Below are 12,318 nucleotides of genomic sequence, written 5' to 3'. Positions count from 1 at the left end.
CTGAGCCGGTACCGCCAGCGATACAAAAGCAGGCGATGTCGCGGCTGGTTGCTGCCGGGCTGCGCGGATCCATTTATGAACCAGGTTCGCGTTAAGTCCATGATCCAGTGCGATCCGGGCGACAGAGGCGTTTGGCTCTTGGCAGGCTGCGATAATGCGGGCTTTGAACTCGGGGGTATAACGACGACGCTTCCGGGGTGCTTCCGATACGCTTAATAAAGTCATCATAAGTGTCCACTTGAAAATAGGTGGACACTATCGGGCAGTCTCGACCGCTGCCTCAAGATGGGTTTACCGGCCGCTTACAGTCAAGGGGTGTTCAGCGAAATATTGTTGATAAATTTTTGTCGGAAATAACGGAAGAAGAGCAATCATGGAGGTGGGAAGGTGTCTAATATAAAAGTCGGTGAAACTGGTCGAATAAAGGGGATCAGGAAGCTAACGGAAGGTTTGGCTGCACAAGATATATACAGCGCTATAGAACCTTTTGAATTACTTGGTGGGCAAGTAGACTCTTATGAACAGTCGACATTTTATGACCTTGTCGTCAATAGCAAGAGATACCCCCCCGAAAGCAATCTTTGGACTCGCTGCTTCGCGACTACTTGGCTTTGAGTTGAACTCCAGTCACTTTACCGGCGGGGAAAATTCACCATGCTTTCAAGTCCTGGAGCGGCTTGGGTTTGAAATAAAAACAAAAGTAGTTCGGCCCGGGCTGCCCGAGGGGTTGAGGCTCTACGGGCGGTATGACCGGCAGCAGGTCTGTTAAATATTCTCGCCGGGAACGAAGTTTAGTATTGGTGCTGGTGTCTGGGGGATACAGGGCATCATCCCAAATGTTCCATGTCCCAACGATTTCGCGCTGTTCGTTACGCTTGAGCAGCGTGACGGTAACGACTATGAGGATGCTTTGACCGAAGATGGCGTATTGGTTTGGAAGTCGCAAAATCGACATATACCCGAGTCACCTGTCGTGCGGAAGTTGGTATCTCACGATGCCGCTCGGAACAATGTATATTTGTTCCTGCGTGGAAATGGACGAGACACATACACATATCTCGGGCCTGTAGCGTTTCGCGACTGGGATCCACTCTCTTCGCAACCGGTGCACTTTACGTGGACGATTCTCAACTGGCCTTTGCCTGAGGGTCTCGCTGACAGGTTAAACGTACAGTTGAAACCTGCGCTAACGCCAACGTACAGCACAGGCAGAGTGCAGATTCCTACCGGAGGTCTAACCGAGGTATCATCAACTGCCCGTAAGCGAGGTGGGCGGGCTCCTACCACATCAACGATTACACCGGATTGGGCTGAACGAGAGCAGCGAAATAGAGAGCTTGGGCTTGCCGGTGAGCACCTGGTCTTGCAGTTTGAACGTGACCAGCTTTTTAAGGCTGGAAAGAGGGAGCTTTCCGAATTAGTCGAGCATGTAGCGCAGGTCAACTCGGCGGCTGGATATGACATTAAATCTTTTGATCCGGAGACTGGAGGGCAGCGTTACATTGAGGTGAAAACAACGACCGCATCGATGCATACGCCGTTTTTTATCTCTAGAAATGAGGTGGGTGTCTCGAGAGATTTTGGAGACGCGTATTGGATTTATCGAGTGTTTGACTACGACGCAAAAGAAGGGCGGGCAAGCTTCTATCGGCGCTGCGGGGCAGTTGAAGATGTTTTCGGGCTATGTGCTACGTCCTATAGCGCGGTCGCCAAGGATCAGGAGAACGAGTAGACCAAGATTTCTGTGCGAAGGTAACTGTTATTGCATGGTTGGATTATTTTCTTTTTAGGGAATTCGGACTGTCTTGGCTTTCAAAAAATTTAGCAGCTCTATGGGTGGGTCATAAATTTTTCTAGCCGGCTTGGTAAGGTTTTCGCTGAATAGGACTAGATTGCGTTTCCCCGGAGAGGCTACGCTCCCATAGAGGACGCCGTCCAGCGGGCCGTTTCTAAATTCGAAGTCGCGAAGGAACTCTGTAACGACTTGTGACGGAAGGTAATCTACATGCGCTCGGTCTTCGCGATCAACCGGCTGCATTATGTTGTGTGAAAAATGGCGCATGAAACTGAGCTCCATGGTTCTCTTACGCTCAGTTTCGGAGAAGTAGCTTGGAACTCCTGGTAGCCGAGTTAAGTCAAGAATGCACAGTGGTACAGAAACCTGAAAGTAGCCTACGCGTGACACCTGCCTTCCTACCTCTTTTACCGCAGTTCTTGAATCTAGCGCGCCATAGAACATCGGAACTCCGGCTGGGTTCATTCTGTTGTTTTGACAACTATGCCGTGGCGGCGGGCCGAATTCTGAAGCTGCAGGGTTACGCTTTTTGAAGTCGGGGCGTGCTCGATAGACCCTGGTACCCACTTCAAGATCTCTCACTAAACCGTGGCTTTCTGAGAAGTTGGCAATTGAAGTCAGAATAGATATTGGGCTGTAGGAGTCTCGATCTTCAGGGTCAGCTCCGTGCGTTTGAAAGAAGAAGCGACGTTCATGCATTACAATGTCACAGAAACGATCCCAGCTCGTGATCATAGCCTGGTCTTCGTCCAATGAAAGCCAGTCGTAGTCACACCAAGTATCGTCGCTTAGGCACCAGCGGATGGCTTTCTCTAACTCACCACTGTGGTCTAGGGGCAAGGTAAGTTCGCAATGATCGAAGACTAACTCATCTGTATCGTATGTTACTCCAACCCATCCCCCCTCTGCAGAGCAGTATGTCATCTGATCATCAGGGTTGCCCCAGTAGCGGCAGATGCACTGCTCTATATGCTCGCATAGATCCGAGACCGGTGCCGTCGGAGCAACGGCTGTATGACAAAAGTTACAACCCCGGCGGCCGTGATATTGCCTAATCCATTCCTTTAATGGAGTGTCGCCGACACAGCGAGTACATACGTTTTCCATTACGCTCCTACAAGTCGCTTGGTTTGGGATCGGTTAGTTACCTGATAGTTGTTTAAGTCTAGGTCGAAACACATTCACCAGTGCATTCAAAGTTGTTTCTAAATATTTTGTAATTTCAGGTCTGTCAAATGGAGGCCAGTCTCCAGAAACGCGCATAATTCGTTTCACCTTTCGGTCGTAATCCCACACAATTTCGAAGGGAAGCTCTCGATCGATTTCGTCTTGCATTCCCTGCAACTCTTGGTAAAGCTCATTGCCTTGATCGCTGTTAGTCAGACGTAGAAAGCATCCAGTTTCCTTGGTGTTTTTGGAGAAGAAAACAGTGATCCAAGCAGTACCACCTGATGGCGGCAGCGCGAATGAAATATTGCCGACCGGCACCGGCTTGGGAATGGGTTGTTCTGGGTCATCTAGACTGATCTCGTTAAGAAATTTCTCCCAAAAAGCCAGATACTCCAGTTGCCATTGCTCCCGACTTGGGGTGCTATCGGCCGGTGGCCGGTTTTGTGTCTCCACCAATTCCTGCTGCTCAGTGGTAACCACCCGCTCCAGCGTTTGGGTTTTCGCCAGGACCCTTGGCTGAATGAAATAGCGCTCGAGTTCTGGAAAGCGATAGACGCCGACTTCAATCATCGACAACACAAAGCGCATATGTGCGGTGTTTTGCAGGAATTCGACAATACCTTTGGCTCCGTGATGAATGCCGTCACCGGCAATAACCAGCATAAAGTCCCCTTTGGTCAGAGAAGCACTAACACCGTCAACGAACATAGCTTCATCGGTTTCGGGAAACTCGGTCTTAACCAAGGCGTAAGGACTGTTGCCTTTAAGTCCGGTGCGCCGGCTCACTTCCCGCTGCAGGTCCGCGTAGGACCAGGTAATCAGCTCTTTGGCATAATCCAGGATCTGTCCCACGACTTTGCGGCGAGCTTCAGGGTTGCGCCACAATTTGGTTTCAATAATCACCAAGCGGCCTTCGGGTGTCACATAGACGATATCAATCGGGCCTACCGACGTGGACATCTCTGTGCAGAGTGAGGTAACGTGTTGGTATCCTGGGTCAATTTCTCCCAAGGGTAGCGACTTCGGATTTTCGAAGAGGCGTGATTGCAACCAGTTCTCTGTGAAGCCTCCATCCAGTCGAACGCGCTCTAGAGCGATGACCTGGCCATGCTCATCAAACAGAAATGGCGTAGAAAACATCCTTCTCAATCCTTATGTGACATCAGTGCCAGCTCTCAACATAGCAGGTCTTCGATAGCTGAATGATCTTCACGCGATCAAGTCACCATTTTTCTATGATTCATTCCGGTTTGGCGGTCAGGTCACCGCAGACCGCTCAAGCGCCCTCTCGATCAGGATCCAGTAGTAGTCGCTCTCAATCACTTTAACCAGCGCCCGACGGCTGAGATGCAGCGGCCGCAACTCGGTAAGCTCGTGCTCAACCCTTTGGGCTAGGTCTATATCGGCCGGGCGGGGTGATCGGCTTCAAGCAGGGCAGCAAGGCGCTTCACCTCGCAGTAGAGGGGCTGTGACATATCCGTGTCTCCTGTGCTGTAGTTCGTCCTGAGCACCGGTAAGAATAGACCATGCTGCGCAGGTCGAGAGGGTCAATCTGACCCTCTCGGTTTTGCATCAGGCACTTGATGTCCTTCATGATTTGACGGTCTCGGGTCAGCGCAGGCTGTGTCCCATAACAGGGCGCAGGTAGAGCCCGTCAAATTGAGTGATGTTGATCTGGCCTATCAGGTGCTCGCCGGCTAAGCTGTGGCCACGATCCATCGGCAGTTCAGTCGTAGCTTCTAGTAGTTGTGCAGCGGAGCCGACACGTACAGCAGCTAAGTCAGCTGTATGCTGAACCGGCGAATGTACCAAAGGATCTTGTGCAAAGATTAACCAGACGAGCAGGCCGGCCGCGACGGCCTGCAGGCGCAGTCGGCGTACAGGCAGCAATAGCTGCTTAGATTGGGGTGGTCAGGCTGTAGCCTAATAAACAATACAAGGAGTGTAAGTGTGTCTATCCTCAAGCTACCCTCCGACGCTTTTGTCGGCCAGCTTTCACCACCCAAGAAGACAGGCGCCAGCCCAATATTTCGCGCGAAGATCGATCTCGGGCTGTCAGTGGAGTGTTGCTTCGTTAAGCCGCTACCCGATGTCATTGTTTGCCCTGCAGATCAACAGCCAGTACCTAACAGGGAGATAGTTGCCGAGGCGATTGGGTACGTACTGGCTAAGCGGTCCGGCTTTGATGTGCCCGAAAAGGCAGGAATCATATTGCTAACGGTTGAGCAAATACCGTCTGAGCTGCATAGGATGCTGGCGAAGGCTGGGCACGGACAGTTGCAGGAGGACTACTTGTGCTGGTTTAGCCAGGACATGCAGTACCCTAATGTCATTCAGCACATTGACTTAACGCTGCCCGAGCACATGGTCAGCAAGGCGTTCGAACGTGTGGTGAAGCGTTTGGCTGAGATAAGCCAAACTAATCGAATCGTTGCATTTGATGACTGGCTCGCCAATTCTGATCGCAATCTTGGGAATCTGTTGGCTGCACCGAGAGCCCCCATGTTGATTGATCACGGCCGCATCTTCGTCTTTCCAAATTGGTCACCTGGGTCATTTGGGCGGATTCCCGGTGGCGGCCAAAATCGGCTTCTTGCAGCACTCGATCATTTCAATCCCGGGTGGAGTGCCAAACTTCCCAATAAAAGTGCGCGAGCGATGGCGTATGCCTCGTTTGCTAAGGTCGTGAGCACTGCTGACTGCCAGCAGGATTTGGCTGGCTTTCTGGGGGAGTTCTTCGATGCGACACAGGCCGGTGCTATCATCGACCTATTGGAAAGCAGGCTCGATGCTGACTACTACAACCAGCAGATAGGACTTCTCGCATGAACAGCGGTCTCAGAGGAAAGCTGCGAACGCAAGGAACGCAGAGACCCGTAACCGGAAATTGGCGCAGCATACAATTCTGTATCGATGAAGACACCCGGGAGTTCTTCAATGTGGGCGTTGTGTTCAGCAATGAGCGCGACGTTGAAGTGCGGATGCTCGACTCATTCGACCGCCTTGGGTGCCTGTTTGATAACCGGGTCGATAAGAATTGGCTTTCGCACACCCTGCATGACATTGAGTCCACAATTTTAGAGATGCACGGAAACCTGCCTGACAATTTGGGACACAATATCAAAATTGGCGCGCCGCTTTATGCCGCTGGCATGTCATCCGAACAGATTGTTGACGAATTCTTCGACCATGTTGTGACGTTGGCAAGACCAAAGAACATCCGGGAGTCGCAACGATTTCGATACCGCTCGACGAGCAAGGTCCGCCACGCTGTGGTTGATCACATCAAAGAGTCCATCCCCTTAGAGGCGGGTAGTATCGTTCAGCTCGATCGCTATGTCCTGAGGCTCAATGCTGGCGGCAAGCTTGACTTGGATATACCGCTTATGAGCGCCCGGTCGGCCAGCACCATTGTATCCGGCTGGTACAAAAATCCGCTCGTGGTTGAAAATAGTTTGTTGAAGGCGTCAGCTGACCTGAATCTGGTCAGGAGTAATACAGACAGGCAAACGGCAGCTGTATCTGTTCTTGTACCAGACACTAACAGTGGGTTGTCACGGAGCGAGTTCAACAAGCTGAATACTGCAACCATGAAGCAGCTGGATAGGATCAAAGCTGCTGGCATCGAGGTGATAACCGCACCGACTACCCAGGAGCTTGCATCACAGACCAGCGACTGGTGGATGCAGCAAGCTAGCTGAGTTTCATGGAGTAAGGACTGATGGCCCGCCCTGAGTGGGCTTTTACTACCTGTCTGAAATTGGAAAGCAAACCAGCGGTCCTCCTCCTGGCTCGTCGACGTGGCGGGTCGGCGTGATGCCGGTTCTGGGGTGAACCGCCCCGGCTTTACCGGAGACTCCAAACCTAGAGAGGGTGGCGTCATGAACCACAACAAAATTGCTCGGTTCGATCTGGCTTAATTGGCTTTGTGTCTGTTTTTTGCCTCTATCCACTGGGCCATGTACTGCGTATTTTTCATTGTGTGGTGACGCAGCATGGCTCCGGTAAAGTTCTTTAGCCGGTGCTGATCAATCGTGCGGCCGAGGGTTTCCAGTCGCGCCACCAGTGCCTGAGCGTGGGTCTCCTATGCCAAATTGGTGGTTGTGTAGGCGAAAGCCCTGCTGCTGCCGCCTTTTGTCGATCCCGGGTATCGGATGGTGCCGCAGCTGGCGGTGCTGCTGTCCATTATTCTGCTGATCGAGTTCTGCTGTCTGCTGATGTATGCCGCGGGCGGGAAGACCCTTAGTCGCTTTTTGCAGCGCACCTCAAATATTCGCCTGATGAACCGTGTGGCGGGGTCGCTCATGGTCGGCGTTGCAGTATGGCTGGCGTTCGGCTAGTTATGGGCTGCTGTGGGCTTGAGTGCTGTTGTCACGTTGTGGCTGTGTGCCGTGATTTGTGTCGGCTGGTCGGAGGCTGAGTGGCCGGGTCTGTCTGTGTGGGGATTTTCTGGGGCGCGGGTTTGTGCGTGGCGATATCGGGGCGAGGAGGGGGTAATTTCAGTACTGTATTTCAGGCATGAAAAAATCGCGGCTACCGGTTATGGTAACAACGTTAGGGGTATCAAAAGCGGGAAGGGTTAATGGTCGGAGTGATAGGATTCGAACCTACGACCCTCTGGTCCCAAACCAGATGCGCTACCAAGCTGCGCTACACTCCGACAGTACTACACTTGCTTTGGTTGTTGGCTCCCCGAGCTGGACTCGAACCAGCGACCAATAGATTAACAGTCTACTGCTCTACCAACTGAGCTATCAGGGAACATCACTAACTGACAAATACTCGATATTACATCTCGCATCTAATAGCAACTCTGTAAGCTGCGTATCTACCAGGGCGAAGACTACTAGTACCAAAATCTGCAGAAAGCTTTAATGGTCGGAGTGATAGGATTCGAACCTACGACCCTCTGGTCCCAAACCAGATGCGCTACCAAGCTGCGCTACACTCCGACAGTACTGCACTTGCTTTGGTAGTTGGCTCCCCGAGCTGGACTCGAACCAGCGACCAATAGATTAACAGTCTACTGCTCTACCAACTGAGCTATCAGGGAACATCACTACCAATTTTTCGATTGGCTCCTCGAGCTGGACTCGAACCAGCGACCAATAGATTAACAGTCTACTGCTCTACCAACTGAGCTATCAAGGAATGTCTCAACCGAGGCCGCGTATACTAATGACGAGGGCCTGTAGCGTCAACCCCTTAGTTTAAAAAAGATTTTTGCGTTGGCTGGGGCTGCGTTCAAAGCGAGGGATGCGGTTATAATCAGGCATAGTTGGGGCGGCACTATGCGCGGGCTGTGCCTCGGTCAGGCCGATGCCGGGTAGCGCTAAGGGATGCACGGTTTCGGGTGTGCAGAGCACAGGTTCCGGCAAACAATATAAGAAGTGGTTGGCTAGGGAGAGGATATGAGCGCTGCAGCAGGTAACGATGCGCCACTAAATGAAGCTATTGACCAGATGCGCCAGAGCCTTCAGGCGCTGGGTTTCGACCTGGAGGAAGTGTGCTGGTTTAATCCGGTGCCCAATGTCTGGTCAGTTCAGTTACGTGACCGGACTTGTTCGCTGCTGGGCAGCAGTGGGCGGGGCGGCAGTCGCGATGCGGCGCTGAGCAGTGCCTTGCTTGAGTTTTATGAGCGTTTGTCCTGCAATCGTTTTTTTGCCGACTACTATTTTGGCCGGGAGCTGGCTCAAGCTGAGTTTGTGCATTACCCGAATGAGCGCTGGTTTGCGCTCTCTGGCAATGGCTTGCCTGAGGGTTTGCTCGATGACGCGACTCGCGATCACTTCGATTTGCAGGGTCAGCTACGGGCGCGAATGCTGCTGGACACGAACTCCGGCAATGAGCAGCGCGGCGTCTGTGCCATTCCGTTTACGCGCCAGCGCACCGGTGAGCAGGTCTGGCTACCGGTCAATATTCTCAATAACCTCTATACCAGCAATGGCATGGCTGCAGGATCTTCGCGCTGGGAAGCTCGAACGCTGGCGTTGTCGGAGATATTTGAGCGCCATATAAAGAACACTATTCTGACAGCCGGCATCAGCTTGCCGCAGATTCCTGAGGCGGTTTTGGCACGTTATCCAGCATTTTGCGAGTCTATCGATGCGTTGCGTGCTGCCGGTTTAGTGGTAGTGGTGCAGGATGCATCACTGGGGGGCAAATTTCCTCTGGTCAATATAACGCTGATCAATCCGGCCGACGGAGGTTGCTGCGCAGCCTTTGGCGCTCATCCCAAATTCGAGAAAGCGCTTGAACGCACTCTGACGGGGGTGTTGCAGGGGCGGGATCTGGATGATTTGAGTGGCTTTGCCTTACCCTGCTTTGATCTCAGTATGGTGGCCGAGCAGGATAACCTGGAAGCGCACTTTATTGATTCGAGCGGTCTGGTCGCCTGGGATCTGCTGTCGCGCAAGCCTGATTACGCCTTTACTCAATGGAACATCGAAGGTGACAGTCAGGTTGAGTTTGAACACCTGTGCTATTTGATTCATCGTGTCGATATGGACATCTATATCGCAGATCACGAACATCTGGGTATCTGCTGCTGTCAGATTGTGGTGCCGGGGATGGCGGATCTCTATCCGGTGGATTATCTCGTACACCAGAACAATAACCGGGCGGTTTCCTTGCGAGGCCCAATATTGCAACTCGCTGATCTCAGTGCTGAGCAGGCCGCCCTGCTGGAGCAGCAACTCGATAATCTTGAACTGGATGATTACTTGCGGGTGAGCGAGCTCCTGTGTCTGTATGCAGATCCGGATACTTACTGGGGGCAGCTCAGTGTGGGTGAGCTGCGCTGTTTGCTGGCGTTGCGTGCGGGGGAACTGAGTCTTGCACAGGAGTGGAGCGGCTGGGTGATGCACAGTGGCTTGCTGTCCGATGAGCGTCTTAGGCTGTTTCGCTGTATTAATCAGTTGCTGCAGTTTCGCCTGGACCCTGAACGCCACGCCGAGCAGTTTGATTATCTGCTGCAGCAAATCTACGGTCAGCCATTGCTGGATCGGGTACGTCAGATGTTGGCTGGCGAGGAAATATTTGTGGATGCCCCGGTTATTGGGGACAACCTTGAAGGTCTTGCCACTCATAGAGCCTTACTCGATATCTATCAGCGCCAACAGAAGATAAAAGCACGTAATTTTCAGGGCTAAATTTGAATTTTAGGCCTCAGGCCTATTGCGAATTTCTTGCTGTTCTGGCCTGCACTGTACCACGGTACAATAGCCGCCCTTGGTTTTAGTCCCTATGTTTAGGTAACGCCTGAACTGGGCACTTAATAAAATTAAGGAAAACCATCATGGCTATTGGTGACGTTGCAGGTAATGTAAGCTTTATTTTTGGAACTGTTGTAGCTGTCGGAACCAATGGCGCCGAGCGTATTCTCGCGTTGGGTGACACTCTCTACGAAGGCGATCAGATTCGAGTGTCCGACGGCGGGCGGATCGAAATTGCGGCAGCTAACGGCGAAATGTTGGCGCTGGGCTCCGGTCAGGAGGCGACCGTTGATGCGGGCTTCCTGACAGCCAGCAATGCAGATGATCAGCCCCAGAGTCAGAATATTGCCGCAACAGTAACCTCGATCACTGGTACCGTTGTCGCCGTTGCTGCTGATGGCAGCGAGCGGATTCTGGCGGTGGGCGATGTTTTGTTCGAAGGTGAGCTGATTCGAGTCGCCAGCGGTGCCAATGTGCAGCTGGTGGACGCGTCCGGTGAGTCTGTTTCTCTGGCGTCTGGTCAGCAGGTACTGATAACCCCCGAATTTTACGCCGATGCGGCCCAGTTCGACTCATCCCAGTCCGTGGCGTCCAGCCAAAGCACCGACCAGGCACTACAGCAAACCGGTGAAATAGATGCCATCCAGGCCGCAATTTTGGCCGGCGAGGATCCCACCGCGGTGGCTGAGGCTACCGCCGCCGGTCAGGCGCCGGGTGATGCTGGTGGCCCTGGGGACTCAGGCTCGTCTTTTGTTCAGCTGTCCCGTACGGGTCAGGAAGTAACTCCCCAGGCGGGTTATCAGACCAGTGGCCTGACTCGTGGGTTTACTACGCCGGATAGTGAAGATGTGTTAATTGCATCGGTAGAGCCAGTTGTTAGTGTCACTGTGGAGGTTGAAGTTGAAACTCCTCCCGGTGGCGGCGAGCCGCCGATCACGCCAACGACGGACTTTCCTGTCCTTGTTGATGGTAATTCGGTTGCCGTGTTAGAGGGTACCGGTGGCGGGGAGCGTTTGGTTACTTTCATTCTGAAACTGGATCAACCATCGGTCCAAGACGTCACAGTTACCTATGAATTGCGTGATGTATCGACCACTTACCTTGAAGATTGGCGCGATGGCGGCGCCCAGGTTCATACAGTGGTCATTCCGGCGGGAAGTACTCAGATTCCGGTTTCAGTTTATATTACTGAAGATGCGTTGTTCGAAGGCAATGAAGTCCTGGATATAGTGCTGCTTAGTGCCAGCAACGCAACCATCAATAGCGCCCAGAGCCAGGCGCAGATTACTATTTTTGATGACGATACGCCCGTATTTACGCTTTCGGGTGATGCGACGGTTAATGAGGGATTTGCCGCAGACTACAGTGTTGCGCTCAGCGGCGCCGACCTGCAGTCAGGCCAGATTATCGAACTGTCTATTGGTACCGGGCTTAATGTCGACACTGCGCTGGAGAACGTTGACTACAACAGTGCTGATGGAGTTCTGACGGTGACGGTTCCCGCTGGCGGCATGGTCATCGGCGACACTGTGGTCAGCTTCAATGTTACGACGCTCACTGATAGTGCTGTTGAGGGCCCAGAGAGTTTCAGTGTTGTGCTTCAGAGCGCTACGGTAAATGGTCAGCCAGCTATTGCTCAGGGCACTGTTAACACCGCTATTTTGGATGGTGGTCAAACTCCGGTATTCAGCGTCAATGACGTCTCGACCGATGAGGGCGGCAACCTGGTGTTCACCGTAACCCGCACAGGCGATGCCCAGGCGAGCCAGTCGGTGACCATCGCCACCTCGGATGGCAGCGCCACCATCGCCGGCGGCGACTACACCGGCAACAGTGAGACCCTGACCTTCGCCCAGGGCGAGACCAGCAAGACCTTCACCGTGGCCACCACCGACGATGCGCTGTTCGAAGGCAGCGAGAACATCAACGCGACCCTCAGCAATGCCACCGGCGGTGCCGTGATCGGCGATGGCGCCGGTGTCGGCACTATCCTGGATAACGATGCTGCGCCAAGCTTCAGCGTCAATGACGTCTCGACCGATGAGGGCGGCAACCTGGTGTTCACCGTAACCCGCACAGGCGATGCCCAGGCGAGCCAGTCGGTGACCATCGCCACCTCGGATGGCAGCGCCACCCTGG

Annotated in this window: 11 protein-coding genes and 5 tRNA genes; 7 read left to right on the top strand and 9 right to left on the bottom strand. The window is 53.1% G+C overall.

The genetic code is table 11. The features are described from left to right. Positions 1-228 (bottom strand): IS66-like element accessory protein TnpA (gene tnpA / locus MPRO_RS25260; RefSeq protein ID WP_158651893.1); only part of this gene is annotated, 228 nt, incomplete at its 3' end. A 289-nt stretch (positions 229-517) separates the two neighbouring features. Between tnpA and MPRO_RS26720 the strand changes: the two genes are divergently transcribed. Beyond that, positions 518-769, top strand: a complete 252-nt coding sequence (locus tag MPRO_RS26720) for a ScoMcrA-related endonuclease (protein ID WP_500778575.1) — start codon at positions 518-520, stop codon at positions 767-769. Here the strand turns inward: MPRO_RS26720 and MPRO_RS26410 are convergent. Then, positions 650-955, bottom strand: a complete 306-nt coding sequence (locus tag MPRO_RS26410) for a hypothetical protein (protein WP_067297330.1) — start codon at positions 953-955, stop codon at positions 650-652. The genes MPRO_RS26720 and MPRO_RS26410 overlap by 120 nt on opposite strands. Here MPRO_RS26410 and MPRO_RS26590 point away from each other — a divergent pair. Then, positions 911-1,732 (top strand): protein NO VEIN domain-containing protein, encoded by an 822-nt coding sequence (locus MPRO_RS26590; RefSeq protein ID WP_082709001.1) that lies wholly within the window; start codon positions 911-913, stop codon positions 1,730-1,732. The genes MPRO_RS26410 and MPRO_RS26590 overlap by 45 nt on opposite strands. A 54-nt stretch (positions 1,733-1,786) precedes the next feature. Here MPRO_RS26590 and MPRO_RS26585 read toward each other — a convergent pair whose 3' ends face one another. Beyond that, complete coding sequence (locus MPRO_RS26585) at positions 1,787-2,902, bottom strand: HEPN-associated N-terminal domain-containing protein (RefSeq protein ID WP_082709000.1); 1,116 nt, start codon at positions 2,900-2,902, stop codon at positions 1,787-1,789. Between the two features lie 33 nt (positions 2,903-2,935). Then, positions 2,936-4,105, bottom strand: a complete 1,170-nt coding sequence (locus MPRO_RS20060; protein WP_067297319.1) for a DUF4268 domain-containing protein — start codon at positions 4,103-4,105, stop codon at positions 2,936-2,938. Positions 4,106-4,915: 810 nt separating this feature from the next. Between MPRO_RS20060 and MPRO_RS20050 the strand changes: the two genes are divergently transcribed. The 3 genes from MPRO_RS20050 to MPRO_RS20040 all read left to right on the top strand — a co-directional run bounded on the left by MPRO_RS20050 (position 4,916) and on the right by MPRO_RS20040 (position 7,305). Further along, positions 4,916-5,794, top strand: coding sequence for a hypothetical protein (locus MPRO_RS20050; protein ID WP_173645531.1), 879 nt, complete (start codon positions 4,916-4,918; stop codon positions 5,792-5,794). Beyond that, complete coding sequence (locus MPRO_RS20045) at positions 5,791-6,666, top strand: DUF3037 domain-containing protein (RefSeq protein WP_067297312.1); 876 nt, start codon at positions 5,791-5,793, stop codon at positions 6,664-6,666. Before MPRO_RS20050 ends, MPRO_RS20045 begins: the two co-directional genes overlap by 4 nt. 453 nt (positions 6,667-7,119) lie before the next feature. Further along, positions 7,120-7,305 (top strand): hypothetical protein, encoded by a 186-nt coding sequence (locus MPRO_RS20040; protein ID WP_067297308.1) that lies wholly within the window; start codon positions 7,120-7,122, stop codon positions 7,303-7,305. Positions 7,306-7,548: 243 nt separating this feature from the next. On the opposite strand, the gene MPRO_RS20035 is transcribed toward MPRO_RS20040, so the two are convergent. The 5 genes from MPRO_RS20035 to MPRO_RS20015 form a co-directional block, all read right to left on the bottom strand. Further along, positions 7,549-7,625, bottom strand: a tRNA-Pro gene (locus MPRO_RS20035). A 25-nt stretch (positions 7,626-7,650) separates the two neighbouring features. After that, positions 7,651-7,726 (bottom strand) — tRNA-Asn (locus MPRO_RS20030). Positions 7,727-7,840: 114 nt separating this feature from the next. Beyond that, a tRNA-Pro gene (locus MPRO_RS20025) sits at positions 7,841-7,917 on the bottom strand. A gap of 25 nt (positions 7,918-7,942) precedes the next feature. Further along, positions 7,943-8,018 (bottom strand) — tRNA-Asn (locus MPRO_RS20020). 22 nt (positions 8,019-8,040) lie between these two features. Continuing rightward, positions 8,041-8,116: transfer RNA gene (locus tag MPRO_RS20015), tRNA-Asn, on the bottom strand. Between the two features lie 260 nt (positions 8,117-8,376). Here MPRO_RS20015 and ycaO point away from each other — a divergent pair. Together ycaO and MPRO_RS20005 are read left to right on the top strand one after the other, a co-directional pair. Continuing rightward, positions 8,377-10,116, top strand: a complete 1,740-nt coding sequence (ycaO, locus tag MPRO_RS20010) for a 30S ribosomal protein S12 methylthiotransferase accessory factor YcaO (RefSeq protein ID WP_067297305.1) — start codon at positions 8,377-8,379, stop codon at positions 10,114-10,116. Between the two features lie 146 nt (positions 10,117-10,262). Further along, a partial coding sequence (locus MPRO_RS20005; protein ID WP_158651892.1) for a retention module-containing protein occupies positions 10,263-12,318 on the top strand: 2,056 nt, incomplete at its 3' end.

This window comes from Marinobacterium profundum, assembly GCF_001528745.1.
GTDB classification, from domain to species: Bacteria; Pseudomonadota; Gammaproteobacteria; order Pseudomonadales; family Balneatricaceae; genus Marinobacterium_A; species Marinobacterium_A profundum.
This window is presented reverse-complemented; position numbering and strand designations above follow the sequence as displayed.